The sequence below is a fragment of the Rosenbergiella collisarenosi genome (genome assembly GCF_018494085.1).
GTDB lineage: Bacteria > Pseudomonadota > Gammaproteobacteria > Enterobacterales > Enterobacteriaceae > Rosenbergiella > Rosenbergiella collisarenosi.
On record NZ_JABBFP010000012.1, the window covers coordinates 1 to 24,910 of the forward strand.

Below are 24,910 nucleotides of genomic sequence, written 5' to 3' on the forward strand. Positions count from 1 at the left end.
TGCGGGGGCCGGATTTGAACCGACGACCTTCGGGTTATGAGCCCGACGAGCTACCAGGCTGCTCCACCCCGCGTCCGTGGAAGCGCACTATACGGAATATGCCGATCTTTGCAACCCAAATTTTAAAACATAACGAAAAAAAGTCTTATTTTGATGGATTAGTAGTCGTAACGCCCTTTTTTTAGTCATTTTTTGCGACGAGAGGGCTTTACAGTTTTAATCTAATAGGGGCTCTGCTATCTTCGCCAACAGAACATTGAGCGATAAGAGAGACGCATGAAACTCCCACTATTAAAACTAGCCGTTACCGGCTCCCTGGTCGCGATCTTACTTGCGGGCTGTTCATCTAAGCCTACCGATCGAGGCCAGCAATATAAAGATGGTAAAATCACCTCACAATTTGCCTTACGTAATCAGCCGAACGCTATCGGCGCGCCAATTAATGGTGGCGACTTCGTAGACCAAGTCCAACAGATCCAAGGGGCTTCGTCACGTCTATACCAGCGCCAACAAAGTACCTTTAATGCAATTCAGAGCTGGTTAAATTCAGGGGGAGATACCCGTCAGCTACGCAACTACGGTATCGAAGCCTGGCAAATGGAAGGCGCGGATGATTACGGTAACGTACAATTTACGGGCTACTACACGCCGGTTATCCAAGCGCGCTATACCCGCCAAGGCGAATTCCAATATCCTATCTACCGTATGCCACCCAAACATGGCCGTTACAAATTGCCGCGTCGTGCCGATATTTATAACGGCGCTATCGATTCGCGTTATGTCGTTGCGTGGAGTAACTCGCTTATCGATAACTTTATGATGGATGTGCAGGGGAGTGGTTATGTCGATTACGGCGATGGCCGTCCATTAACCTTCTTTGGCTATGGCGGGAAAAACGGCTGGGCCTATCACAGTATCGGAAAAGAGCTGATTGACCGGGGCGAGGTGAAACGCGAAGACATGTCGATGCAAGCGATTCGCGATTGGGCTGAGAGCCACTCTTACGCCGAAGTGCGTCAGCTCTTAGAGAGCAACGATTCCTTTGTATTCTTCAAGCCTGAACCTTTTACTCCGGTACGCGGTGCGAGCGCGGTTCCCCTCGTCGCTAAAGCCTCCGTCGCGGCAGACCGCTCGTTGCTCCCACCGGGGTCGGTACTCCTCGCTGAGATCCCGCAGCTCAACGAGAAAGGAAAGTTTAACGGTAAATATCAGATGCGCTTAATGGTGGCATTGGATGTGGGCGGTGCAATCAAAGGGCAACACTTCGATATCTATCAAGGTATTGGTCAAGAGGCTGCACACCTAGCAGGATTCTATAACCATTACGGCCGAGTGTGGATCTTGAAATCTGCCCCGGGCGCTGGCGTGTTCTCGGCGAATCCGGTTTTTAGTCAGTAGGCTATAGTAATTTTTTATTAAGAGTTAATTAACGATGACAGAAGCATGGCAGCAGCGCTTTGCCGGGATCGAACGATTGTACGGGCAACAAGCGGTACAATTTTTCCCCGACGCGAAATTCTGCGTGATTGGTATTGGTGGTGTAGGATCTTGGGCCGCCGAGGCGCTAGCGCGTACAGGGATTGGCCATATTACGCTGGTCGATATGGATGATATCTGTGTAACAAACACCAACCGCCAGCTACACGCGTTAAAAGGGACGGTGGGAGACCAGAAAATCGAGGTAATGGCCGAGCGTATTCGCCAGATCAATCCCGAATGCCAAGTCACTTGTATTGATGACTTTATTACCCCCGATAACGTGGCGGAGCACCTGACGCCTACGTTCGATTATGTGATCGATGCGATCGATGCAATACGCCCGAAAGCGGCGTTACTCGCGTATTGTCGGCGTAATAAAATCCCGGTGGTGACGGTCGGTGGGGCGGGCGGACAAATCGATCCAACGCAGATCTCGGTCGTCGATTTGGCGAAAACAATCCAAGATCCCTTAGCCGCAAAGTTACGTGAGCGCCTAAAAAGTGATTTTAATATCGTTAAAAACAGTAAAGGTAAGCTCGGTATTGACTGTGTCTTCTCAACGGAAGCCTTGCGTTATCCGCAGAACGATGGCTCAGTCTGCCACGCCAAAGCCACGGCTGAAGGCCCTAAGCGGATGGACTGTGCCTCGGGCTTTGGCGCGGTGACCATGGTCACCGCCTCCTTTGGCTTCGTCGCGGTATCTCATGCGTTGAAGAAGTTTATTGCCCGTAAGCTGCGCCAAGCCGAACGTTAACGCCTCTCCAATGCGGCATTCGCCGCATTTTTTATCGCCTGAACGACCGCCGTTAATCCACTATTACGCGTGGTAGACAGATGCTGTGCTAGACCAAGTTCACTCAATGAGCTAAGAAGGTCTTTGTCGACGAGCACGTGGGGGGGCTGGCCTTCGCATTGGCTTAATAAGAGTGCTAATAAACCTTTCACGATACGGCTCTCGCTCTCTAATACGAAGTGCATAGCTCCTTGTGGAGTCAGTTCATAAGCTACCCAGACGCGATTCTCGCAGCCAAATACCTCGTTCTCTACGCTGCGCCACTCCTCGGGTAACGTCGGCATTTGCCGACTTAAGCGGATAAGCTCGCGATAACGATCTTCCCAATGGGGACTTTTTTGTAAGCGCTCGGCGATATCCTGTGACGTGATAGCCGTTGCGAAAGGGTGGTCAGGGAGATGCATGAGTTTGGGGCCTTACTCTTCTTCAGTGAGGAGTTGATAAGCAAAAGTGACTGCGTTCACTAATTTTTCAACATCTTGATAAGTGTTATACGCGGCGAATGAAGCTCTAAGCGTCCCCTCTATGCCTAATGCTTGCATGAGCGGCTGAGCGCAATGTTGGCCAACGCGTAATGCAACATGCTGTTCGCTAATGATAGCGAAGAGATCAGCATGATGAAGATCGTCGAAGACAAACGAGATAATCGGCGAGTCGGTAGCACGAAATAGCCGGATACCGGGTAGGGCGGAGAGACGTTCTGCCGCGAGGTCTGCAAGTTGACAAGTCCACTCTTCGGCTGCCTGCCAATCGACAGACTGATGAAAGTCGAGGGCGCTCGCCAGCCCAAATATCCCGGCAATATTGGGCGTTCCCGGCTCAAAACACCAAGGAGCAGGTTGCAGACGATACCCCTCGAAATTAACCTGAGTGATCATCTTCCCGCCCCCTTGTACCGGACGCATTTCGGCTAATCGGTCCTCGCGTGCATAAAGGATGCCAACGCCTGTCGGGCCATAGAGTTTGTGCGCTGAGAAGACATAGAAGTCTGCGTTTAATCGACGGACATCTGTGGAGTGATGCACAATGCCCTGCGCACCATCCACCAAGACGGGCACGCCCGCTTGATGAGCGATAGCGATGATTTCGGCTAAGGCAGGGCAATACCCGGTCACATTAGACATTTGGGTGACCGCAAGCAGGCGGGTACGCGCAGTGAGTCGCGGCAGTAGCTGCTCGGTGACGAGAAAACCCTGCTCGTTTAGCGGCCAGGGTACGACTTTTGCGCCCGTCCGCTCGGCTAGCATCAGCCATGGGAGCAGGTTGGCATGGTGCTCCAGCTCGCTGACAATGATCTCATCGCCGGGCTGTAATCGATCGTCGAGCCAGGCTTGCGCGACCAGATTGATGGACTCGGTACTCCCGCGCGTCCAGATAATCTGTTGCGCGCAAGCGGCGTTAATGAGTTGGGCGACCTGTTGCCGACAAGCCTCATACCGTTCGGTACTTTCCTGCGCTGCAGCATAGTGGCTGCGATGGACGGTGCCACCGGTTTGGTAATACGCTTGCGTCGCGTCAAGGACTGCTTGTGGGCGCAGGCTCGTCGCGGCACTATCAAGATAACAGTAGGGTTCATGCAGCGCTGGGAACTGTTGGCGAAACCATTCAGGAGAGAATTTTCTCATACTGTGTGTAGTAACCCTTTTTTTGATCATCCACCATGGTAAATTCGTAAACTTCGCCTATGGTAGTTATAAGAACTGAAAAAATAATCAGCTCTATAATGACTGAAAATATTTAAGATGGAGATAATAAATGAAAAAGCATCTTTTAGCTGTATTGGCAGTATCGGGCTTAGCTTTTACTCTTGCAGGATGTTCGAGTAATTATGTTATGCATACTAACGATGGTCAAACTATCGTTACTCAGGGCAAACCTGCTGTGGACGAAGACACCGGCTTGATTCTTTATAAAGACGGCGCAGGCGTTAAGCAACAGATCAACCGCTCAGAAGTTAAAGACTTAACCGAAGTCGGTCAGTAGTTTCCCCAAGGCTGACTCTCAACAGTCAGCCTACCTCCCTTATCCCACCCAGCACTATTTTTGCATTAATTAAATCTATCCGGTATACACGCAAACGATTGGCATTGCGTTGCAGACATCCAGTACAAGTTACCCAGCGTATAGGCAAAAAAAAACACCGCCTAGGCGGTGTTATAAACAATATACTATGGACAGACAGGGTGTATATCACAGGAAATAGTGGACTCGAACCTTCCAAGTCAAATGCAAACACAACATCACCACCTAAGCTTCTGTTAATAAGCGATAGCGCTTATTGCCATACCACCTTCGGAAGTGGGCGCAACTATAGGTATTTAGTGGAAGTTACTCAATGGACAAATTATAATGCTTCACATTATAAAAACTAATGCACGATGGTTGATTGCCGTCCATAAATCGAGACCTATAGGGTATGTCCAAACGTCTTCCCCCCCTAAACGCGCTGAAGGTTTTTGACGCGGCAGCGCGGCACCTCAGTTTTACTCGCGCCGCAGAAGAATTATTCGTCACACAGGCGGCAGTAAGTCATCAAATCAAAGGATTAGAGGATTTTCTAGGATTAAAGCTGTTTCGCCGCCGAAATCGCTCGCTGTTACTGACAGAAGAGGGGCAAAGTTATTATCTCGATATTAAAGAGATATTCTCTGCGTTAAACGATGCGACACGCAAGCTTCAAGCGCGCAGCGCCAAAGGTGCGCTGACGGTAAGTTTGTTACCGAGCTTTGCTATCCAATGGTTGGTGCCACGATTGACCAGTTTTAATCAACAGCATCCAGGAATCGATGTGCGTATTCAGGCCGTTGATCGCGAAGAAGATAAGCTTGCCGATGATGTGGATATTGCCATTTTTTATGGTCGTGGTAACTGGCCAGGATTGCGCGTCGAAAAACTGTATGCAGAATATTTACTCCCGGTATGCTCACCAGTGTTGCTAACCGGCGAGCGTCCGTTACAATCCCCCGCAGATTTACATCATGTCACGCTACTGCACGATGCTTCACGACGGGATTGGCAGAGTTGGGTAAGACAAGTGGGATTAGCACACGTAAACGTGCAACAGGGGCCGATCTTTAGTCACAGTGCGATGGTGCTGCAAGCCGCGATCCATGGCCAGGGTATCGCGCTGGCTAATAACGTGATGGTACAAAGCGAGCTAAGTTCTGGGCGCTTGGTTTGCCCATTTAATGAAGTGCTCTCCACTAAAAATGCTTTTTATCTGGTTTACCATGACAGCCAAGCAGAACTCGGTAAAATAGCCGCCTTTCGGCAATGGATTATCGATACCGCCGCCCGCGAGCAAGATAGCCTAAGGGCTTAAGCGTTTGGTAGAAAAGGGGGATAAAATGAGTAGTCGCACCATTTATATTTTCGTCGCGATCAGCGGTTTTTTACTGGTCGCGTTCGGCGCATTCGGCGCCCATGTATTAAGTCATTTATTAGGTAGCGAGCAGCTAGCTTGGATCCACACAGGCCTGCAATATCAAGCATGGCACACGTTAGCTATCTTAGGACTGGGCAGCGTAATGCAGACCCGGCGCAATATTTGGTTTTATTGGAGTGCGGCCAGCATGGCTTTAGGGGTAGTGCTGTTCAGCGGAAGTTTATACAGCTTAGCGTTGTCACACCTGCGCTTCCTCGTTTTTGTTACGCCAATTGGAGGACTTTTCTTTCTGATTGGTTGGTTATTGATGTTAATTGGCGCGCTGCGTCTGAGAAATAGGGCTAGTCGCCATGAATAAAGTTTTACTGTACTGCCGACAAGGGTTTGAGAAGGAGTGTGCGGCAGAAATCACCGCCCGCGCCACCGAGTTGAATGCCTTTGGTTTTGCTCGGGTTAAAGATAACTCCGGTTATGTGCTATACGAATGTTATCAGTATGAAGATGCCGATCGTTTAGTTCGCGAGTTACCTTTTAACAGTCTTATCTTTGCCCGCCAGATGTGCATAGTTGGTGAATTACTGAAAAATCTTCCTCCAGAAGACAGAATCACACCGATTGTCGGGATGTTGATGGGGGTCGTTGAGAAAGCCGGTGATCTGCGCGTTGAAGTGCCTGATACTAACGAAGCGAAGGAATTATTAAAATTCTGTCGGAAGTTCACCGTGCCATTGCGCTCGGCCTTGCGTCAAGAAAAGCTATTACTCAACTTCGAAAGCGATAAGCGCCCGGTGATACATGTCTTTTTCATCGCACCGGGTACCTGTTATGTCGGTTACTCTTACTCAAACAACAACTCGACGCTATTTATGGGGATCCCCCGTCTGCGCTTCCCTTCCGATGCGCCGAGCCGTTCGACCTTAAAGCTCGAGGAAGCGTTTCATGTTTTTGTACCTGCCGATGAGTGGGATGAACGCCTAGCGAGCGGTATGTACGCCGTCGATTTGGGTGCTTGTCCGGGCGGATGGACCTACCAGCTGGTACAGCGGTCGATGATGGTTTTTGCCGTCGATAACGGCCCGATGGCGCCATCTTTAATGGATACCGGGCAGGTGACACACCTGCAAGAAGATGGCTTTCGTTTTCAACCCCCTCGCAATAACATTAGCTGGCTAGTGTGCGATATGGTGGAGAAACCGATCAAAGTGGCCCATCTTATGATGCGTTGGATTACTAATGGCTGGTGTCGCGAAGCGATCTTCAACCTGAAGTTGCCGATGAAAAAACGTTATGAAGAGGTGACGCAGATCCTGGCGATGATGGAGACCTCATGGGCAGAGCAGGGGCTGAATGTTCAAATTCGCGCGCGTCATTTGTACCACGATCGTGAGGAAGTGACCGTCCACATCCGTCGCATTTGGAGTGCTTGGGCGGGACGGATAGACGAACGCTAAACCGCTGTCGGGGTAAGATAGCGTAGCTGCTTTAGATTACCGCTGAGGTGTAAGTCGGTTTTCAGCTGCGCTAACTCACGACTCATAAAGGCGTTGTCACGCCCCGCTTCAAGCTTGCATCGCCACTTAGCGGGAACTTCATCAAGCTGATGATAGATTTCTTCTAATGTGGCGAATTGACTGATTAGCGCTTGTGCACTCTTCGGCCCAATCCCCGCTACACCGGGGATTTTATTGCTCGCTATCCCACATAATCCCCAATAATCCGGCAGTTGCTCGGCGTTAACGCCGTACTCGCGTTCGATAAACGGTACATCTAGCCAACGTTTTTGGAAGTAATCCCGAATCTGAATCTGCGCGGATAGCAGCTGGCAGTAACCTTTGTCCGTCGAGACTAGTGTGACTTGATGCCCGGCACTACGCATTTTGACGGCGAGGGTTGCCGCAAGATCGTCGGCTTCATCGTGCTCTGAGGTCCAGCTAGGGATCCCTAACGTCGCGAACGTTTGTTCGATACTAGGGAGTTGTTGTGCCAAATCCTCGGGCATCGCACTACGCCCTGCCTTATAGTCGGGGTAGCGTTGGTGCCGCCAGCCGCTCTTTCTGAGCGGATGATCGAAAACGGCGACGGTATGTGTGGGTTGGCTATGGTGTAGAAGCTGCTTAGCGGCGGCGACACAGCCGCTTAAGCAGTTGCTTCCTTGTACGGCATGAATACGGCGAATTAAATTCAACGCGTCGATAATCAGTAGGTGGTGAGTCATCTCTCTTACTCTCTCTTGGGCTGTACGCCGAACGTACAGCCTTCTGAGTTAACGAATAATTTGGTAACAAGGAACGTAGGCGCTGCCCGGTAATTTCATCCGCTGCTGGGCAACGAAGCCTTGCAACATTTCGTCCATTCTCGCCATGATGTCACTTTCGCCATGAATGAGATAGGGGCCATGTTGCGCGATTTCTCGAATACCGACATCTTTAACATTCCCGGCAACGATACCAGAGAACATACGTCTTAAGTCCGCCGCGAGTTTTTCTACTGGCTGGTCTTTGAACAGTTTTAGACTCGCCATGTTTTCGTGCGAAGGATGGAAGGGATGCTGTAATTCACTATCGATATGCAGTGACCAGTTAAAGCTGTAGGCATCGCCCGTATCACGGCGGTACTGCTTAACGGCAGGCATAGCCTCTTTCATCACGCGCGCGACTTCAGCAGCATCACCGATAATAATCCGGTAGTGTTGGGTTGCCGCCTCACCCAGCGTATGACGAATGAAGTCGTCCAGCATGGTGAAGTAGTCTTCACTTTCTTTAGGCCCCGTAAGGACCAAAGGCAGAACTTGCTGCTGATTATTGGGATGCATCATGATACCCAATAGGTAAAGTAACTCTTCCGCAGTACCAACCCCACCAGGGAAGATAATAATACCGTGTGCAATACGGACAAAGGCTTCGAGTCGCTTTTCAATATCCGGCATGATAATCAGTTCGTTGACCAGTGGATTGGGCGGCTCAGCGGCAATAATAGATGGCTCGGTCATGCCGATAAACCGGCTATCGTGGTAACGCTGTTGAGCATGGCCGACGGCGGCCCCTTTCATCGGTGCTTCCATGGCGCCGGGGCCACAACCGGTACAGACATTAAGCTCACGTAATCCCAGCTGTTTACCGACGTCTCGACAATAAAGATATTCTGTTGGATTGATCGAGTGTCCGCCCCAGCACACCACCATATTAGGGAGTTCACCGACGTGTAAGGCGCGGGCATTACGCAGTAAAGAGAAGACCATGTTGGTGATATACACCGAATCGGTCGGTGCATGCTGCTTAACGCGTTTATCGGTATTCAGTTGCGCAGTCACAAAAACAATATCGCGTAGCACGGCGAAGAGGTTAGCTTGCAGCGAACGAATAATTTGTCCATCGACAAATGCAGCTTGTGGAGGATTGATGAGCTCGAGTTTTACGCCGCGTTCACGGCGTAATACATTAATTTCAAAATCTTTATAAAGAGAGAGGAGCGCATCACTACTATCGGTTTGACTACCTGTATTGAGTACGGCTAATGAACAATTACGAAACAGTTGGTAGAGGTCGCTGCTGGCGGTATCTTTAAGCATATCGACTTCGAGCTGCGATAACAGATCCATTGCGCCTAACGGACTGACATGTGTAATCAAGTGAGCTCCTTAATAATTATTCATAAAGCGTCGGTCGACGCATCCATCTTTAGCTACAACGTCCAGACTACGGCGAGAGGCTCGCGACCGACAATCTCTTTTTAGTGTCGAGTTATTATTGTCGAGCGAGACGGCGGTTGTGTGGAGTAAAGTGCTGATTCGTTCGCCACGGATTGATATCCAACCCTCCACGCCGCGTATAACGGGCATATACCGTTAAGGCTTCTGGTTGGCAGAGCGCCATGATATCCATATAGATTCGTTCTACGCACTGTTCGTGAAACTCATTGTGCTGGCGGAAAGACAGGAGGTAGCGTAAAAGCGCCTCGCGGTTAATCTTTTTACCCGTGTAGCGGATCATCACCGAGCCCCAATCAGGCTGCTGTGTAATCAAGCAGTTCGACTTGAGTAAATGACTAACTAATGTCTCTTCAACTTGCTCATCAGTCGTCGCTTCACGTAGATAATCGCGGTTAAATTGGTAGTCGTCGACAGTGATTGGCTGCTCGTCAATGACTTCCCCAGTAAAATCGTCAATGGGCTGTGCGGTAAAGTCTTGCAGGCGATGTAACGTTACGCGAACGGCTCCCTGCGCGCAGTGGCTTAAGTCGCGGATAAGCGTCTGCTCAACGCTAGACCAGTCACTAAAGCGAGTCTGGTTGAAGCTGTTTAAGTAAAGCTTAAAGCTTTTCGATTCAATTAAGTTCTTACTACTCGCAGGGAGCGCGACATCGCCTATTGCGACCTGTGGGATACCCTGGTCGTTCAGCCATGAAAGTTCATAGAGAGTCCAATAATCTTCACCGTGGAAGGGGAGTTGCTGTTCATTAAGCTGCAGACTGTCGCGATTTAAGCTTCTTGGCACGGCTTGTAGAAGGTCTGGTTGATAATCGGAAATATAAGCGGTGGATTTACCTAACGTCAGTTCCGATAAGGTAGGATGGTTTTCGTAGTCGGCCATTGCATCTGCACCTAAGTAAATGGATGATGGGGGAATTGTAACTGATCCAGAGTAATAAATAGAATGTTAGATGAGACCTCTGCGCAGCTTAGCGATTTTACACAGCGTTATTGCAACTATTGGCAAGAAAAGCATCAAAGCGCGCCGCAAAACGAATTTTTACTGGGAGTTGATTCCCCGTGCCTAATCGGAACTTACGACAACTACATCACTTGGCAACCGCACCTTTTTAGTAGGCCGAAAAATTTGGATGCGGTATCCAACGGTGTCGACCTTCTGCTGCAACCTTCAGTCGTTGCTTTCTATGGCACGCAATATGCCGCAGAAATGCCCGCGATCTTTGAAGAGCTTCCCCTCACGTTACTGCAAGCATGGAACGACGAAGATTTCACGTTACTGCAACAGAATCTTGTTGCTCATCTTGTAATGAAACGGCGATTGAAGCATAGCCCCACACTATTTATCGGTACAACGGAGGATGACAGCACGATTATTTCTGTAGAAAACCTTTCGGGAAATGTGGTGCTTGAGCTCCTCGGTAAACAACAGCATAAAGTGTTGGCGCCCTCGCTTAGCGATTTTCTACAGCGATTAGTACCACGATCTCGGTTATTATCTTAATTATTATGTAAATAAGAATGATCTTATTATAGTGATCAGGATCACAAAATAACACGATTAATCAAAGGTAGTGGTTGGCGAATTGTATTTTGAATCAATTGTTTAAGTTTTTAACAATCAATAATCTAAGAATCTTAGGTAAGACAATGAAAAAATCTGGTTGTTTATCCTTATGACTTTGAGAGAATAGACGGGTCAGAAGGATGTTTGTAAGTTCTAAGGATAGGACCCAAGGATGGAACCGCTTTACAGTGAGTTGAGCGTGGGAATAGTAGATTAGGATGATGAGCTGTTTTCAAAACATTAGGGAACCTTCTGTAGAAGGACAAGCGACCAAGGAAGTGTGGCTAAGTTCATAGGATTACGTAGTCAGGGAGACACATCCTTCTGGATTGTCGAATCCTATGAAAGCAGGATGCAGACAGTGGTAGGATGCCGCAATGAAAAAGGGAGTACCGATTTTTCGGTACTCCCTTTTTTTCCGTTAATCCTCTTTCCCATGTTATTATCTTCACCTGTTAATCAGCCAACCTGTATCTATTTTAGCCGCATGCCTTATCGTGACACGAGATTATCTGTCTTATCTCACGATGCTGATTGCCTTTTATACTCGCGCATACTCCGATGGAGCCACTGCCACAGTGTATAGGGCTAAAGTAAGTACTCTGTTAAGAATTAGGTATTTTAGTGCTCGAGATTATTTATCAAGATGAGTGGATCGTTGCTGTGAATAAGCCCGCTAATATGCTGGTTCACCGCAGCTGGTTAGCGCGCCATGAAACTCAGTTTGTGATGCAAACCCTACGTGACCAGATAGGTCAGCACGTCTTTACTGTGCATCGCTTAGACCGCCCAACTTCAGGGGTATTAGTCTTTGGCCTATCCAGCGAGGCTGGCCGGGAGTTGTCGCAACTTTTCGAACACCATAAGATGAGTAAAACCTACCATGCGATTGTGCGCGGGTGGCTGCAAGGAGAAGGAGTGGTCGATTACCCGCTCCAAGAAGAACACGATAAGATTGCCGATAAATTTGCTACCAGTGAACCGGTTTCACAGTCAGCGATCACTGAGTATAAAACGCTGGCTCAGGTCGAGATGCCTTATCCGGTCGGGCGCTACGAAAGTTGTCGTTACAGTTGGGTGGAGCTTCACCCTAAAACCGGGCGTAAGCATCAACTGCGTCGTCATATGTCCCATCTGCGCCACCCAATAATTGGCGATACGGCTCATGGCGATCTTAAGCAGAATCGTGGGGCGGCGGAGCACTTTGGCTGTCAGCGTTTAATGCTGCATGCCCTTAAGCTCTCCTTTATTCATCCCTTTACCCAGCAGCTAATAAGCTTAGAAGCAGGGGTGGATGAAACTTGGCGTGAGATGCAACGCCAATTCGGTTGGATGCGTTAAGTCCTTCACAGGGAAAGGTTAACGTGAACGGCTCTATTTTTTATCTGTGAGATGTCATCGTTATGGTGCAATTTTATAAAGCAAAAAAAACCTCATCTGCTCGTCAAACGATGACTCTCTGTGCCGAGAGTATCGACCAGTTTGGACAGGGCGTGGGTCATCATCAAGGCAAAACCTGCTTTATCGAGGGAATGCTGCCCGGAGAAACGGGAAAAGTAGCGGTCACTGAGAATAAGCGCCATTTCATGCGCGCGAAACTTATTACTCTCACCACGTCCAGTGCACAACGCCGAGAACCGCTTTGCCCGATTTATCAGCAATGCGGGGGGTGCCAGCAGCAGCATATGAGCGAATCTTTACAACACACCTCTAAGGCTGAGGCATTAGCACGCTTATTAAAGCCGGTTGGCGTTGAGAACGTCGATGACATCATTAGTGCCCAGAGCTGGCACTACCGCCGCCGCACACGTATGAGCCTACGTGTCGACGATAGCGGACAGCTGGTTATGGGATTTCGGCGTAAAAAAAGTAACGAGATCGTCGACGTGCGCACCTGTCCGGTCCTGGTCGAAAAACTCAATACCGTACTAGAACCTCTCTATCACTGCCTTGCTCAATTACAGGGTGCCCCTCATCTTGGGCATGTTGAGCTGGTCGCAGCGGATAACGACAGCGTCACGGTTGTCCTAAGGCATTTGCGTCCTCTTTCTGATCAGGATTTAAAAAAACTGGAACAGTTTTCGCATAAGCATTCTGTTTCGCTTTTCTTAGCGGATGGACAGCAACAAACTCTGCTACGGGGGGAGATGCCGTGGTATGGTATTGGTGAGATAAATTTATATTTTAACCCTCAAGGGTTTATTCAGGTTAACGCGGAAATTAATCAGCAAATGATTGATAACGCGATAAAATGGCTGAATATCCAATCGACTGATCGTGTATTAGACCTCTTTTGTGGGGTAGGGAACTTCACCCTTCCTTTAGCAAGATTCGCGAGTTCAGTCACAGGAGTCGAGGGTTTAGCAGAATTAGTGGCGAAGGCAGAGTATAATGCTCAGCAAAATAACATCAGCAATGCTGCCTTTTACCAACATAATTTGGAGCAGGACGTCTCACAGCAACCTTGGGCAAAACAGGGCTTCAATAAAGTCCTGTTAGATCCCGCCCGTGCAGGGGCTGCAGAGGTCATGCCTTATATCTGTGCCTTACAGCCAGAGTGTATTGTCTATATTTCTTGTAATCCCGCGACATTGGCTCGGGATAGCAAAATCGCCTGTCAATTAGGGTATAGAGTAGTAAAAGTGGCGATGTTGGATATGTTTCCACATACCGAACATCTTGAATCAATGGTGTTATTTGAACGTCGTTAAGCATTAAGCCTATAGTTATGCGGGAGATATCATGGTTGCAGTAAGAAGCGCGCACCTCAATCCAGCCGGAGAGTTTGCTGTCGAGCAATGGATCGAGAGTTTACATCATATCTCGGCGCCGACAGGCCAAGCCCTTAGTACTTGCTGGAGTTACTGTCAGGAAAAAACCACCGATCATCCTTCTCAAGCTCTATTACTGAGCCGTGGTATCGAGATGGTCGAAATCCTAACCATGCTGAGTATGGATTGTGACACGCTATGTGCTGCCCTCATTTTCCCGCTGGCTAACGCCAATGTGCTCGACGCTGAACAGATTAAAACGACCTACGGTGACAGCATTCTCTCTTTGGTGAATGGCGTATTAGATATGGATGCCATTCGCCAGCTTAAAGCCATTCAGAATGATTCAATGGCGTCGGAGCAAGTCGATAATATCCGCCGTATGCTATTAGCGATGGTGGAAGATTTCCGTTGCGTGGTCATCAAGCTCGCTGAGCGAATCGCCTACTTACGGGAAATGAAAGATGCGCCTGAAGATGAAAGAGTCTTAGCCGCGAAGGAAAGTACGAATATCTACGCTCCCCTCGCCAACCGTCTCGGTATCGGGCAACTAAAATGGGAGTTGGAAGATTATTGCTTCCGCTATCTGCATCCCGAAGAGTACAAGCGTATTGCCAGTTTGCTGCATGAGCGGCGTATCGATCGTGAAATATATATCGATAATTTCGTCACACAGATTCGTGACATGATGAGCCAAGAGGGTGTGCGAGCCGAGGTCTATGGCCGGCCTAAACACATCTACAGCATTTGGCGAAAAATGCAGAAAAAATCTCTCGCTTTCGACGAGCTATTCGATGTACGAGCGGTGCGGATCGTTGCCGAGAGGCTGCAAGATTGCTACGGCGCATTGGGAATCGTCCATACGCTGTTTCGCCACCTTCCGAATGAATTCGATGATTATGTCGCAAACCCTAAACCTAATGGTTATCAATCCATTCACACCGTCGTATTAGGGCCCAAGGGCCAGACGGTTGAGGTGCAGATCCGCACCAAGCAGATGCACGAAGATGCAGAGCTGGGCGTTGCCGCACACTGGAAATATAAAGAAGGCAGCACGACGCCGGTAGGAAGAGGGGCTGCGGGTCACGAAGGTCGTATCGCGTGGCTGCGTAAGCTTATCGCCTGGCAAGAAGAGATGGCTGATAGCGGCGAAATGCTGGAAGAGGTACGCAGCCAGGTCTTTGACGATCGCGTTTATGTCTACACGCCTAAAGGGGATGTTATCGACCTGCCTGCTGGGTCTACCCCCCTCGATTTTGCTTACCATATCCATAGTGATATTGGGCACCGCTGTATTGGGGCTAAAATTAGCGGGCGGATTGTTCCATTCACTTATCATCTACAAATGGGTGACCAAGTCGAGGTCATTACTCAGAAGCAACCGAACCCGAGCCGCGATTGGCTTAACCCTCATTTAGGCTATATCACTACTAGCCGTGGGCGAGCAAAAGTCCACGCGTGGTTCAAAAAGCAGGATCGCGATAAGAATATTCTAGCGGGTAAACAGATACTGGATAACGAGTTGAGCCAGCTGGATATTAGCTGGAAAGATGCGGAAAAATTCCTTTTACCACGTTATAACATGACCTCGATGGAAGAGATCCTCGCGGCGATTGGCTGCGGAGATATCCGCCAAAATCAGATGGTCAATTTCTTACAGGCTAAGGTTTACAAACCGAGTGCGGAAGAAGAAGACCAGAAAGCGCTAGAGCAACTCACACAAAAATCGGCGAATAATCAAAACGCCCGTAAAGACAGTGGTCGTATCGTGGTGGAGGGCGTCGGCAACCTGATGCACCATATTGCTCGCTGTTGCCAGCCTATCCCAGGCGACGATATTACCGGATTCATAACGCAGGGGCGCGGAATATCGATTCACCGTGCCGATTGTGAGCAGCTTGCTGAGTTAATCAACCATGCGCCGGAAAGGATTGTTGATGCGGTCTGGGGGGAGAATTACTCCAGTGGCTACTCGCTAGTCGTCCGAGTCGTGGCGAACGATCGTAGCGGCCTATTACGCGACATCACCACCATTCTCGCGAATGAGAAAGTGAATGTATTAGGGGTCTCTAGCCATAGTGACACGCGTAAACAATTAGCGACCATCGATATGGATATCGAAATTTATAATCAGCAGGTCTTAGGCAGAATTATTTCGCGGTTGAATCAAATCCCCGATGTGATCGATGCTAAGCGACTCCATTAATTTTCAGTCTAACCACTCTTACAGAGTGGTTTTTTTTAAGAGGTTTACATGAGTGATTCATCATTGTCGCAATTATTATCAGTGATGCAGCGCTTGCGCGATCCAGATGAGGGATGTGAGTGGGATAAGCAGCAAACCTTCGAAACTATTGCTCCTTATACCTTGGAAGAGTGTTATGAGGTCTTAGATGCGATAGCCCGGCAGGATTTCGGGGATCTTAAACAAGAGCTTGGCGATCTCCTTTACCAAATCGTTTTCTATGCGCAGATGGCCTCGGAACAAGGCCAGTTCGATTTTGACGCTATTTGCCAAACGATCACACAAAAACTTATTCGTCGCCATCCAGATATCTTTTCTGACGTCGCGACTGCACCCGGTTGGGAGCAGATAAAACAGCAAGAACGCAAACAAAAAAACCAACACTCGCTACTCGACGATATTCCCCATGCTATGCCCGCCCTGATCCGCGCAGATAAAATTCAGCAGCGCTGTCAGACAGTGGGGTTCGATTGGGATACGTTAGGCCCGGTCGTTGATAAGGTCAAAGAAGAACTCGATGAGGTGATGGAAGAGGCGCTATTGGTCGATCGCAACCCCGAGCGCCTAGAAGAAGAGCTGGGCGATCTTCTATTTGCGACCGTTAATCTTACCCGTCACCTGGGGAGTCGCGCTGAAACCGCATTGCACAAAGCTAATTTAAAATTTGAACGGCGTTTTCGTCTGGTTGAGCAAAAAATTATCGAACAGGGTATGACCCTCGACCAAGCGACTCTCGAACAGATGGAACTTGCTTGGCAACACGTTAAGCAAGACGAAAAAAACGCGAACGCGATTGCTGATTGAAATCAAAAGAGAGGCGTGGCAGATTAGGTATTATCATTGTTAGTTGAACAGAGAAGGGGAGGGTGAATGAGCAATTGTGACGCCATAGAGTTTCGGGTATACTGCTTTCCCGTCCTGGTGCATCCACCGTCTTTAAACCTAAACCTTCAGGTTCTGCATGACAACTAACTATATTTTTGTGACCGGCGGGGTCGTTTCCTCTCTGGGTAAAGGCATTGCCGCAGCCTCTCTGGCAGCCATTCTCGAAGCTCGTGGTCTTAAAGTGACCATTATGAAGCTTGATCCCTACATCAACGTCGATCCAGGGACGATGAGCCCTACTCAACATGGTGAAGTGTTTGTCACGGATGATGGTGCCGAAACGGATCTCGATCTTGGTCACTATGAGCGTTTTATTCGTACCCGCATGAGCCGTCGTAACAACTTCACGACTGGGCGCATTTACTCAGAGGTGTTGAGAAAAGAGCGTCGTGGCGACTATTTGGGTGCAACCATTCAAGTTATTCCGCACATCACTAACGCAATCAAAGAGCGTATCATCGCGGGTGGCGAAGGTCACGACGTGGTCTTGGTCGAAATCGGTGGAACTGTCGGTGATATCGAATCGCTACCTTTCTTAGAAGCTATCCGTCAGATGGCGGTAGACGTTGGTCGCGAGCATACGCTCTATATGCACCTGACGCTGGTGCCTTATATGGCGGCGGCAGGCGAGGTCAAAACCAAGCCAACCCAGCACTCAGTCAAAGAGCTACTCTCTATCGGTATCCAGCCAGATATGCTGATTTGCCGCTCAGATCGTGCAGTGCCTGCGAATGAACGTGCGAAAATTGCCCTGTTTTGTAATGTGCCAGAAAAGGCCGTCGTTTCATTGAAAGATGTCGACTCGATTTACAAAATCCCTGGGATGTTAAAATCACAAGGATTGGACGATTATATCTGTAAACGCTTCAACCTTAATCCACCGGTTGCTGATCTTTCTGAGTGGGAGCAGGTGATTTACGAAGAAGCGAACCCAGGTGGTGAAGTGACCATCGGGATGGTCGGGAAATACATTGAACTGCCTGACGCTTATAAATCGGTCATTGAAGCGCTTAAACACGCGGGCCTGAAAAACCGTGTAACCGTCAATATTAAACTGATCGATTCGCAAGATGTCGAGACGCGCGGGACGGAAGTCCTGAAAGATCTCGATGCTATCTTAATTCCAGGTGGATTCGGTTCGCGTGGGATTGAAGGTAAGATTATGACTGCGCAATATGCTCGCGAGAACAAAATTCCATATTTAGGGATCTGTTTAGGGATGCAAATCGCACTCATTGAGTTTGCACGTAACGTCGCGGGGATGAAAGGCGCGAACTCAACGGAGTTCGACGCGAATTGTGAGTCGCCTGTCGTTGCACTGATCACCGAATGGCGTGACGAAGAAGGTAATTTAGAAGTCCGTGATGAGAAGAGCGATCTAGGCGGGACCATGCGTCTAGGCAGCCAACCTTGCCAGCTGAGTGACGAAAGCATCGTACGTAAACTCTACGGGTCTAGCACCATCGTTGAGCGTCATCGCCATCGCTACGAAGTCAATAACTATCTCTTGAAGCCAATTGAACAAGCGGGTCTACGTATTGCCGGTCGTTCAGGCGATGACCAATTGGTCGAAATCATCGAGAACCCTAACCATCCGTGGTTTGTTGCGTGTCAATTCCATCCAGAATTCACCTCGACCCCGCGTGATGGACATCCACTGTTTTCCGGCTTTGTCGGCGCCGCTGTCGATTTCCAGAAGCGGATGGATAAGTAAGCTTTTTGGTGCAGCCAGTGAACCTCTTGCTGGCTGTGTGTCTTAGATTTAAGAACGTTAGCTTAACTAGTACTGAGGAACAACGAATGTCCAAAATCGTAAAAATCATCGGTCGTGAAATTATTGATTCGCGTGGCAACCCGACTGTTGAAGCAGAAGTGCATTTAGAAGGCGGTTTCGTAGGTTTAGCGGCAGCACCATCAGGCGCGTCAACCGGTTCTCGTGAAGCACTAGAATTACGTGACGGTGATAAATCACGTTTTCTGGGCAAAGGTGTGACTAAAGCTGTCGCCGCAGTCAATGGCCCGCTGGCAGAAGCGTTAGCGGGTAAAGACGCGAAAGATCAGGCTAACATCGATAACATCATGATCGAGCTTGACGGTACCGAGAACAAATCTAAATTTGGTGCGAACGCCATCCTGGCTGTGTCGCTGGCTGCTGCGAAAGCCGCTGCGGCATCAAAGGGTCAACCACTGTACGAGCACATCGCTGAGCTTAACGGCACTCCAGGCAAATTCTCTATGCCACTTCCAATGATGAACATCATCAACGGTGGTGAGCACGCAGACAACAACGTCGACATCCAAGAGTTTATGGTGCAGCCGGTCGGCGCATCAAGCCTTAAAGAAGCCGTACGTATCGGTTCAGAAATTTTTCATCACCTAGCTAAAGTACTAAAAGCTAAAGGGATGAACACGGCAGTAGGCGACGAAGGCGGTTATGCGCCAAACTTAGGCTCTAACGCCGATGCACTCGCTGCAATCGCTGAAGCGGTCAAAGCGGCAGGCTATGAGTTAGGTAAAGACGTCACTTTAGCCATGGACTGTGCAGCCTCTGAGTTTTATAACAAAGAGACGGGTAATTATGAGCTGAAAGGCGAAGGTAAAACCTTTACCTCTCAAGAGTTCACCCATTACTTGGAAGAGCTGACTAAGCAATACCCAATCGTTTCCATCGAAGATGGTTTAGACGAATCAGACTGGGATGGTTTCGCTTACCAAACTAAAGTATTGGGCGACAAAATTCAGTTAGTGGGCGATGACTTATTCGTGACCAATACCAAAATTTTGAAAGAAGGGATTGAAAAAGGTATCGCTAACTCAATCCTAATCAAATTTAACCAAATTGGTTCTCTGACCGAAACGTTAGCGGCAATCAAAATGGCGAAAGATGCAGGCTACACGGCAGTCATCTCTCACCGTTCAGGTGAGACCGAAGATGCAACCATCGCAGACTTAGCAGTGGGTACCGCAGCAGGCCAAATCAAAACCGGTTCTATGAGCCGTTCTGATCGTGTTGCTAAGTACAATCAGCTGATTCGTATTGAAGAAGCTCTGGGTGGTAAAGCGACCTTTAATGGTCTTAAAGAAGTTAAAGGCCAAGCGTAAGCCTAGCATAATACGATATAGCCCTCATTATGAGGGCTTTTTTTTTAGCTATACCCATCGTTCAGGAGCATTACGGCTCAGCGACTTTCTCTAACTCTGCGAGACTGAGTAACGCATAAGGGAATAGGAAAAGAAGCGGTGCATCGCATGAAAGCGAAGTGGGAAGGATTGGGAAGAAAACGGTATTGAGAAGTGCTTGAGGGATCTCCTCTTGACCTGCAGAAAATGAGCAGAAACCTGCCTCGTCTATAAAATTCAGCGTACGAAACCGGAAATGCTTAACACAAATCTCATGAGCCAAGGCTGCCTTTTGTTGGCGTTCGTCAACGAGTATTGTCAGATATTTCATAAAATAGGAAGAGGCGAGAAAAGCTTTTACTATATCGAAACTGGCAGGGGGGTAAGTACTGACCATCGCACGGTGCGTAATATGCAACGTCTGACTAAACGATTCGGGTAATATAAGGATAGCGAGATTGTAAGTGGTCCCTACTAACTCAAAGAGGTGGGTGAGATAAAAAATAGGGATATCAGTATAAGTACTAAATAATGGCAGTGAGCTATTTTTCCCAAAACTGAGCATCGCATAGCGATCATCCTCAATGAGGATCGCCTGATTTTTAACGGTCCAGTCGTGAAGTCGCTGCCTGCGAGATTCGCTAAGCCGAGTGGCACTCGGATAGTGTAACGTTGGCATACAGAGTAGTGTTGCATAGCGGATATCGGGTAATGCCTCAACGATTAATCCCTGATGGTCGGTAGGGACATCGATAATCTCAAACCCATACTGAACAAATAACTCCCTCACTTCCCAAGAGCAAGGGGCCTCAAGGATGATGACGTTTCGACCTGGTTCGCGCTTAAGAAACAGTGCAATTAGGCTTAATGCCTCTTGGATACCGGGAAAGAGGAGGAGTGAATGGTTCCCAATATCTAAGCAGCGTGAGAGTTTGAGAAAGCGAGTAATTGGTGAGGAAGGCTCAAGGGTCGCGCGCCGAAAATGGCTTTTCTCGTAATTCACTAACCAGCGTCTGACAAAATGCATGGGCAGTCGACAGGGTTTTCTATCTATTAACGTAGTGAGTGGTTCATGGCTGGGAGATGATAAGTATTTAATGTCGGGTGCATCGATAAGCTGTTGTTGCGAAGGAGGTGGTGATTGCGTACTTTTTAGTACGACGTATCCGCTACGTTCGAAACCCTGGATATAGCCTATTGATTCCAAGTGCTTATAGACAACGAGTACCGTCCCGCGCGAGACATGGTAGCGCATACTCATGCTGCGGATGGAGGGCAAGAAATCGCCTTCGCTCAGGTTTCCCTGAATAATCATAGAAATAATATCGTTAATTATTTCTACTTTCACTATTCCTTTAGCCTTTTTCACGCTGACCTCTAGTTTTTTATAAGTCCATTTCGGTAATTGTATAAAGTATAAGAAATTTTTCTATAGTCGCATCATTACTATTTTTATTTACTTGTTTAACTGATTGGACTAATTAGATATAAGTTAAACATTTTATTTAATATTAATTAGGAATGGAATATTTAACAGGTTCTGACATTTTTTTAAAAGAGAATTGTATCTTGAATAAAATATACAATAAAGTAGTATCTGTCGTGTAAGTGGCCCTTTGGATAGTAGCCTCTTATTTCTTTTACTATATAATCAATATTAACCTCTGAATTTGGATAAGGAAAGCTAATGAAAGATACTATCATGTATGGAATTGTGCATGGACAAAACTATGCCCACGATAACATCAAAAAAATTAAGGGGCGTCTTAGCAAAGAAGATGGCGTAACCGCTATTGAATATGCTGTTATTGCGGTTGCTATTAGTGTAATGCTATTGGCAGTGTTTGGGAATGGTAAGGAGTCATTCATTACTGCAATTACCGAAAAGTTTAGAATCCTATCGACTAATATAAATGGTACCGTTAAGTAAAGTTATCAGAATTTATACCGATAAAGGAGTTTGCGCTCCTTTATCTAATAGTGTGCCTATGATTATTATTTTAATAGCATTACTTTTAAGAGTCTGTTATACAGATATTCGCTATAGAATTATCGAAAATAAGTGCGTAGCAGTAATAGTATTAGTTAACATCTTTTACTTATGTTCGATAAGCCAACCAGTGAACTTTATCAGTGCCGTAGTCGTATTCGGTATTGGAATTATTGTTATATTAACTAATTTTATTGGGGCTGGAGATATCAAACTCCTATCGGCGTTAGGACTCGCCTTCCCACTACGTGAGCTGCCGGATTTTATCTTCTTAGTCACTGTATCAGGGCTGCCACTAATTTTAATTGTCTTTTGCTTACATAAGTCCTCACAGGGAAAATTCTCTAAAACCCTTCCTTACGGCGTGGCGATAAGCAGTGGGTATTTACTTAAATTATTGATATAAGTTAGGGATTAACGTGAATCAAAGGCTGATTATCATAGTTTCTATCGTACTGTTGCTTTTAGGTATTTTAGGAATGTTTTTTTCTGACTCAGGGGATAGTACCTCCGCGGAACAAGAACCACAGACACCGCATATTACCTACTATGTTACTAAAAGAGTCATGGCAGCCGGCGAAAAAGTCACGAAAGATGATTACGAAGTAAAAACGGAAGACCTTGAAGATGGCGCCCCTGCGCCGGAAAAAGTGGAGGATGTTGCTGGGTATTATCTGACTGAATCAGTCGACGTGGGTACTAAATTAGTTCCTACACTATTAACTAAAGATAAACCAACACCTATTAAAAATAATCAGTATTTTCGATTTACCGTAAATCTTAACAAACGATATATAAATAATATAAATGGTCTCAGGCCCGGCGAGCTGGTAGATGTCTATTTACGATTTGAGTCACCGAAGAGAGAGCAAGACAATAAATCGACGATATTTCGCGGCGACTCTGTGGTGAGGATTGTTAAGATATTTAGACATAAAAAATTACTGACTCCCGCGCTGAGGGGAAAGGTTACCACTGCCGAGGGTGAAAAAAGTAATTTTTCAACAAGTAATTTACTTGATAATAGCACAGACTATTCAGTCGATATTGAACTCAGTCGGGCGGACTTAAAGAAAATTTATCAAATAGATAATAAATATGAAATGATTATTTTTCCCGCTGATATGAGTATTCCCGATAAAAAAAGTGAAAATATCCTTAAAAAAGGAAGTAAGTAATGAAGACACTCTACGCGGGGATTTCCTTAAAATTTATATTGATGATTTTAGTAATGTCACTTCCTTGTTTAGTGAATGCAGAAACGATCTACCTCTCGAAAGGCGGTGCAAGAACAATAAAAAGCCATACGCCTATAGATACTGTCTTTACCACGGATGCTAATGTCGTGAGTTATAATATGATTAGCGATAATGAAGTCGTGATCTATGGGGTCGATAATGGTGAGGGAGAAATACTTATCGTACAAAACGATACGACCCGTAATATAAAAGTCACTGTCGATCCTTTGATCGGTAAGTTAGCCAAGCAGATTGAAGATCAATTTGTAGGCTCCACCATCGGCTTAAAAAAAGTGGGAGATAGTTATATTCTCACGGGGATCGCCGCTGATGAAGAAAGCCGTGATGCGATATATCAAATCGTTGGTGAGGCATTAGGCCTAGAACGGATTGAGGTAAAAACCAAATTTACGAGCGAATCGGCCGGCTTTGAACAGGATAATATCCCTTATTTAAGTCAATACAGCTATCGTAAGTTACAAAATAAAATGACGCTCCCCTTTGCTAATCAGGTAAACGTCAAAGTTTCTATCGTCGAGTTAAATAGAAACTACAGCGATGCCTTAGGGATAGAGTGGGGGCAGGCGATGGATGTCGGGAGCTTCGTATTAAATAAGCTCAAGTTCGACGCCACACAGCTCACCTCAGTGATTAATGCGCTAGGCAACGAATCCGTCGCCAGGGTATTGGCTGAACCTAACCTTTCTGTCTTGTCAGGGGAAACGGCTGACTTCCTCGTCGGCGGAGAGATCCCCGTCTTAACGAGCTCCTCAAATGGTAGCAGTGTCGAATATAAAGAAGTGGGAATTAAGATGTTAGTGGCGGCCAAGGTTGAGAGTAGCCAGAAAGTACGGCTAACGCTCTCACAAGAGGTGAGTAATATCGATAGTAATAATATCACTAAGACCAACGAACTCCTTTTACCCGCCATTAAGTCCCGTAAATCGCGCACGACGATTGAACTCGCGGATGGCGAGAGCTTTGTGTTGGCCGGGTTACTGAGTGAGTCGGAAAAAGAAGTTTTAAAGAAAATTCCGTATATCGGGGATATACCGGTACTTGGCGCATTTTTTCGTTCGACATCCTCACAGCGCGAACGGACTGAGCTAGTGGTGGTGGCAACGGTGAATCTGGTACGACCGATCTCATCATCGCAAGTCACATTACCTAACTGGCAAAGAAGTACATTGCTAGAGCGCTATTTAAATATCGGCAGTTCAGGCAGCCACACCTCTAAAAAAGCAGTCGTCGATTTTCTCGAACAGGGAGGTTTTATTTACTGATGCTTAGCTTACTTAAAAAAATAATAGTCGGAACGACCCTGTCCCTTTCACTCAGTACACTATGCTCGGCTAGTGATTACGTCTTCAATGTTCAAGGGCGCAGCGATATAGAGCAGGAAATTAGCGTCGCGAAGATACTGCCTTTTTATCAATACCTGCATGGTGAGATAGAAATTCAATGGGCAAATCCTGAGCTACTTAGCTCCGTAAATAAGCTTGCCTCGTTGCTACAGAAAGAAGGCGTGCGTAAACAAGATATTGTCCGCAACTTCTCACAGAGCATGGCGTACAAAAACCATACTCGTGATTCTATTATGCTGGTACTTAAAACCTCTAAAACGAGTACCCAATGTGCTCCCTATAACCTCCGCTCGTCTTTTAAGGCGCTGGGCGAAGACAGTTGTGCAATCAATGACAATCTTGATGCGATGAAAATACGTAAATAACC

The 24,910-nt window shown here is 47.3% G+C and carries 24 protein-coding genes and 1 tRNA gene; 18 read left to right on the forward strand and 7 right to left on the reverse strand.

Annotated features, from left to right (window positions below; all coding sequences use genetic code 11):
* Nucleotides 1-73 (reverse strand) — tRNA-Met (locus HGT70_RS14850).
* A 203-nt stretch (nt 74-276) separates the two neighbouring features.
* Here HGT70_RS14850 and mltA point away from each other — a divergent pair.
* Nucleotides 277-1,398, forward strand: a complete 1,122-nt coding sequence (gene mltA, locus HGT70_RS14855; protein ID WP_214196391.1) for a murein transglycosylase A — start codon at nt 277-279, stop codon at nt 1,396-1,398.
* Nucleotides 1,399-1,432: 34 nt separating this feature from the next.
* On the forward strand, nt 1,433-2,233 hold the full coding sequence (gene tcdA / locus HGT70_RS14860; RefSeq protein ID WP_214196392.1) for a tRNA cyclic N6-threonylcarbamoyladenosine(37) synthase TcdA: 801 nt from the start codon (nt 1,433-1,435) through the stop codon (nt 2,231-2,233).
* Here tcdA and csdE read toward each other — a convergent pair.
* Both csdE and csdA read right to left on the reverse strand, forming a co-directional pair.
* Complete coding sequence (csdE, locus tag HGT70_RS14865; RefSeq protein ID WP_214196393.1) at nt 2,230-2,676, reverse strand: cysteine desulfurase sulfur acceptor subunit CsdE; 447 nt, start codon at nt 2,674-2,676, stop codon at nt 2,230-2,232. The two genes, tcdA and csdE, sit on opposite strands and share 4 nt — an antisense overlap.
* A gap of 12 nt (nt 2,677-2,688) precedes the next feature.
* A complete protein-coding gene (gene csdA / locus HGT70_RS14870) occupies nt 2,689-3,897 on the reverse strand; it encodes a cysteine desulfurase CsdA (protein ID WP_214196394.1) in 1,209 nt (402 codons plus the stop codon).
* Nucleotides 3,898-4,027: 130 nt separating this feature from the next.
* Here csdA and HGT70_RS14875 point away from each other — a divergent pair, with 130 nt between their 5' ends.
* From HGT70_RS14875 to rlmM, 4 genes are all read left to right on the forward strand, one after another.
* Nucleotides 4,028-4,255 (forward strand): YgdI/YgdR family lipoprotein, encoded by a 228-nt coding sequence (locus HGT70_RS14875; RefSeq protein WP_071431641.1) that lies wholly within the window; start codon nt 4,028-4,030, stop codon nt 4,253-4,255.
* Nucleotides 4,256-4,688: 433 nt separating this feature from the next.
* The gene (locus HGT70_RS14880) at nt 4,689-5,594 is read left to right on the forward strand and encodes a transcriptional regulator GcvA (RefSeq protein ID WP_071431639.1); all 906 of its coding nucleotides are present in this window, start codon (nt 4,689-4,691) and stop codon (nt 5,592-5,594) included.
* 25 nt (nt 5,595-5,619) lie between these two features.
* On the forward strand, nt 5,620-6,015 hold the full coding sequence (locus tag HGT70_RS14885; protein WP_071431636.1) for a DUF423 domain-containing protein: 396 nt from the start codon (nt 5,620-5,622) through the stop codon (nt 6,013-6,015).
* Nucleotides 6,008-7,108: a 23S rRNA (cytidine(2498)-2'-O)-methyltransferase RlmM gene (rlmM, locus tag HGT70_RS14890; RefSeq protein ID WP_214196395.1), complete on the forward strand. Its 1,101-nt coding sequence runs from the start codon at nt 6,008-6,010 to the stop codon at nt 7,106-7,108. Before HGT70_RS14885 ends, rlmM begins: the two co-directional genes overlap by 8 nt.
* On the opposite strand, the gene xni is transcribed toward rlmM, so the two are convergent.
* The 3 genes from xni to queF form a co-directional block, all read right to left on the reverse strand.
* Complete coding sequence (gene xni, locus HGT70_RS14895) at nt 7,105-7,872, reverse strand: flap endonuclease Xni (RefSeq protein ID WP_214196396.1); 768 nt, start codon at nt 7,870-7,872, stop codon at nt 7,105-7,107. The genes rlmM and xni overlap by 4 nt on opposite strands.
* 48 nt (nt 7,873-7,920) lie before the next feature.
* Complete coding sequence (gene ppnN / locus HGT70_RS14900; RefSeq protein ID WP_214196397.1) at nt 7,921-9,285, reverse strand: nucleotide 5'-monophosphate nucleosidase PpnN; 1,365 nt, start codon at nt 9,283-9,285, stop codon at nt 7,921-7,923.
* Between the two features lie 115 nt (nt 9,286-9,400).
* A complete protein-coding gene (gene queF / locus HGT70_RS14905; RefSeq protein ID WP_214196398.1) occupies nt 9,401-10,246 on the reverse strand; it encodes an NADPH-dependent 7-cyano-7-deazaguanine reductase QueF in 846 nt (281 codons plus the stop codon).
* A 63-nt stretch (nt 10,247-10,309) separates the two neighbouring features.
* On the opposite strand from queF, the gene syd reads away from it, so the two are divergent.
* From syd to eno, 7 genes are all read left to right on the forward strand, one after another.
* The gene (gene syd, locus HGT70_RS14910; protein ID WP_214196399.1) at nt 10,310-10,867 is read left to right on the forward strand and encodes a SecY-interacting protein; all 558 of its coding nucleotides are present in this window, start codon (nt 10,310-10,312) and stop codon (nt 10,865-10,867) included.
* A gap of 687 nt (nt 10,868-11,554) precedes the next feature.
* Nucleotides 11,555-12,271 (forward strand): tRNA pseudouridine(65) synthase TruC, encoded by a 717-nt coding sequence (gene truC / locus HGT70_RS14915; protein WP_214196400.1) that lies wholly within the window; start codon nt 11,555-11,557, stop codon nt 12,269-12,271.
* A gap of 62 nt (nt 12,272-12,333) precedes the next feature.
* Nucleotides 12,334-13,641, forward strand: coding sequence for a 23S rRNA (uracil(1939)-C(5))-methyltransferase RlmD (gene rlmD, locus HGT70_RS14920; RefSeq protein ID WP_214196401.1), 1,308 nt, complete (start codon nt 12,334-12,336; stop codon nt 13,639-13,641).
* Nucleotides 13,642-13,672: 31 nt separating this feature from the next.
* Nucleotides 13,673-15,907 carry a GTP diphosphokinase gene (gene relA, locus HGT70_RS14925; protein ID WP_214196402.1) on the forward strand — a complete coding sequence of 745 codons (2,235 nt, stop codon included), beginning with the start codon at nt 13,673-13,675 and terminating at the stop codon, nt 15,905-15,907.
* 48 nt (nt 15,908-15,955) lie between these two features.
* Complete coding sequence (mazG, locus tag HGT70_RS14930) at nt 15,956-16,750, forward strand: nucleoside triphosphate pyrophosphohydrolase (RefSeq protein ID WP_071431617.1); 795 nt, start codon at nt 15,956-15,958, stop codon at nt 16,748-16,750.
* A gap of 157 nt (nt 16,751-16,907) precedes the next feature.
* Nucleotides 16,908-18,545: a glutamine hydrolyzing CTP synthase gene (pyrG, locus tag HGT70_RS14935; RefSeq protein ID WP_214196403.1), complete on the forward strand. Its 1,638-nt coding sequence runs from the start codon at nt 16,908-16,910 to the stop codon at nt 18,543-18,545.
* 86 nt (nt 18,546-18,631) lie between these two features.
* Nucleotides 18,632-19,933 (forward strand): phosphopyruvate hydratase, encoded by a 1,302-nt coding sequence (eno, locus tag HGT70_RS14940; RefSeq protein WP_214196404.1) that lies wholly within the window; start codon nt 18,632-18,634, stop codon nt 19,931-19,933.
* A 70-nt stretch (nt 19,934-20,003) separates the two neighbouring features.
* On the opposite strand, the gene HGT70_RS14945 is transcribed toward eno, so the two are convergent.
* A complete protein-coding gene (locus tag HGT70_RS14945; RefSeq protein WP_214196405.1) occupies nt 20,004-21,320 on the reverse strand; it encodes an aminotransferase class I/II-fold pyridoxal phosphate-dependent enzyme in 1,317 nt (438 codons plus the stop codon).
* A 318-nt stretch (nt 21,321-21,638) separates the two neighbouring features.
* Here HGT70_RS14945 and HGT70_RS14950 point away from each other — a divergent pair, with 318 nt between their 5' ends.
* The 5 genes from HGT70_RS14950 to HGT70_RS14970 are packed head-to-tail and all read left to right on the forward strand — an operon-like array spanning nt 21,639 to nt 24,908.
* The gene (locus HGT70_RS14950; protein ID WP_214196406.1) at nt 21,639-21,881 is read left to right on the forward strand and encodes a Flp family type IVb pilin; all 243 of its coding nucleotides are present in this window, start codon (nt 21,639-21,641) and stop codon (nt 21,879-21,881) included.
* Nucleotides 21,882-21,939: 58 nt separating this feature from the next.
* A complete protein-coding gene (locus HGT70_RS16915; protein WP_214196407.1) occupies nt 21,940-22,347 on the forward strand; it encodes an A24 family peptidase in 408 nt (135 codons plus the stop codon).
* Nucleotides 22,348-22,360: 13 nt separating this feature from the next.
* A complete protein-coding gene (locus tag HGT70_RS14960) occupies nt 22,361-23,119 on the forward strand; it encodes a CpaB family protein (RefSeq protein ID WP_214196408.1) in 759 nt (252 codons plus the stop codon).
* The gene (locus HGT70_RS14965; protein ID WP_214196409.1) at nt 23,119-24,462 is read left to right on the forward strand and encodes a type II and III secretion system protein family protein; all 1,344 of its coding nucleotides are present in this window, start codon (nt 23,119-23,121) and stop codon (nt 24,460-24,462) included. The genes HGT70_RS14960 and HGT70_RS14965 overlap by 1 nt, the downstream gene beginning before the upstream one ends.
* Nucleotides 24,462-24,908: a hypothetical protein gene (locus tag HGT70_RS14970; protein WP_071434203.1), complete on the forward strand. Its 447-nt coding sequence runs from the start codon at nt 24,462-24,464 to the stop codon at nt 24,906-24,908. Before HGT70_RS14965 ends, HGT70_RS14970 begins: the two co-directional genes overlap by 1 nt.
* Nucleotides 24,909-24,910: the final 2 nt, after the last annotated feature.

Bases quoted from the DNA above. Each gene is read 5' to 3' on its own strand.
- mltA (WP_214196391.1), top strand. From the start codon at position 277: ATGAAACTCCCACTATTAAAACTAGCCGTTACCGGCTCCCTGGTCGCG.
- tcdA (WP_214196392.1), top strand. From the start codon at position 1,433: ATGACAGAAGCATGGCAGCAGCGCTTTGCCGGGATCGAACGATTGTAC.
- csdE (WP_214196393.1), bottom strand. From the start codon at position 2,676: ATGCATCTCCCTGACCACCCTTTCGCAACGGCTATCACGTCACAGGAT.
- csdA (WP_214196394.1), bottom strand. From the start codon at position 3,897: ATGAGAAAATTCTCTCCTGAATGGTTTCGCCAACAGTTCCCAGCGCTG.
- HGT70_RS14875 (WP_071431641.1), top strand. From the start codon at position 4,028: ATGAAAAAGCATCTTTTAGCTGTATTGGCAGTATCGGGCTTAGCTTTT.
- HGT70_RS14880 (WP_071431639.1), top strand. From the start codon at position 4,689: ATGTCCAAACGTCTTCCCCCCCTAAACGCGCTGAAGGTTTTTGACGCG.
- HGT70_RS14885 (WP_071431636.1), top strand. From the start codon at position 5,620: ATGAGTAGTCGCACCATTTATATTTTCGTCGCGATCAGCGGTTTTTTA.
- rlmM (WP_214196395.1), top strand. From the start codon at position 6,008: ATGAATAAAGTTTTACTGTACTGCCGACAAGGGTTTGAGAAGGAGTGT.
- xni (WP_214196396.1), bottom strand. From the start codon at position 7,872: ATGACTCACCACCTACTGATTATCGACGCGTTGAATTTAATTCGCCGT.
- queF (WP_214196398.1), bottom strand. From the start codon at position 10,246: ATGGCCGACTACGAAAACCATCCTACCTTATCGGAACTGACGTTAGGT.
- syd (WP_214196399.1), top strand. From the start codon at position 10,310: ATGTTAGATGAGACCTCTGCGCAGCTTAGCGATTTTACACAGCGTTAT.
- rlmD (WP_214196401.1), top strand. From the start codon at position 12,334: ATGGTGCAATTTTATAAAGCAAAAAAAACCTCATCTGCTCGTCAAACG.
- relA (WP_214196402.1), top strand. From the start codon at position 13,673: ATGGTTGCAGTAAGAAGCGCGCACCTCAATCCAGCCGGAGAGTTTGCT.
- mazG (WP_071431617.1), top strand. From the start codon at position 15,956: ATGAGTGATTCATCATTGTCGCAATTATTATCAGTGATGCAGCGCTTG.
- pyrG (WP_214196403.1), top strand. From the start codon at position 16,908: ATGACAACTAACTATATTTTTGTGACCGGCGGGGTCGTTTCCTCTCTG.
- eno (WP_214196404.1), top strand. From the start codon at position 18,632: ATGTCCAAAATCGTAAAAATCATCGGTCGTGAAATTATTGATTCGCGT.
- HGT70_RS14950 (WP_214196406.1), top strand. From the start codon at position 21,639: ATGAAAGATACTATCATGTATGGAATTGTGCATGGACAAAACTATGCC.
- HGT70_RS16915 (WP_214196407.1), top strand. From the start codon at position 21,940: ATGATTATTATTTTAATAGCATTACTTTTAAGAGTCTGTTATACAGAT.
- HGT70_RS14965 (WP_214196409.1), top strand. From the start codon at position 23,119: ATGAAGACACTCTACGCGGGGATTTCCTTAAAATTTATATTGATGATT.
- HGT70_RS14970 (WP_071434203.1), top strand. From the start codon at position 24,462: ATGCTTAGCTTACTTAAAAAAATAATAGTCGGAACGACCCTGTCCCTT.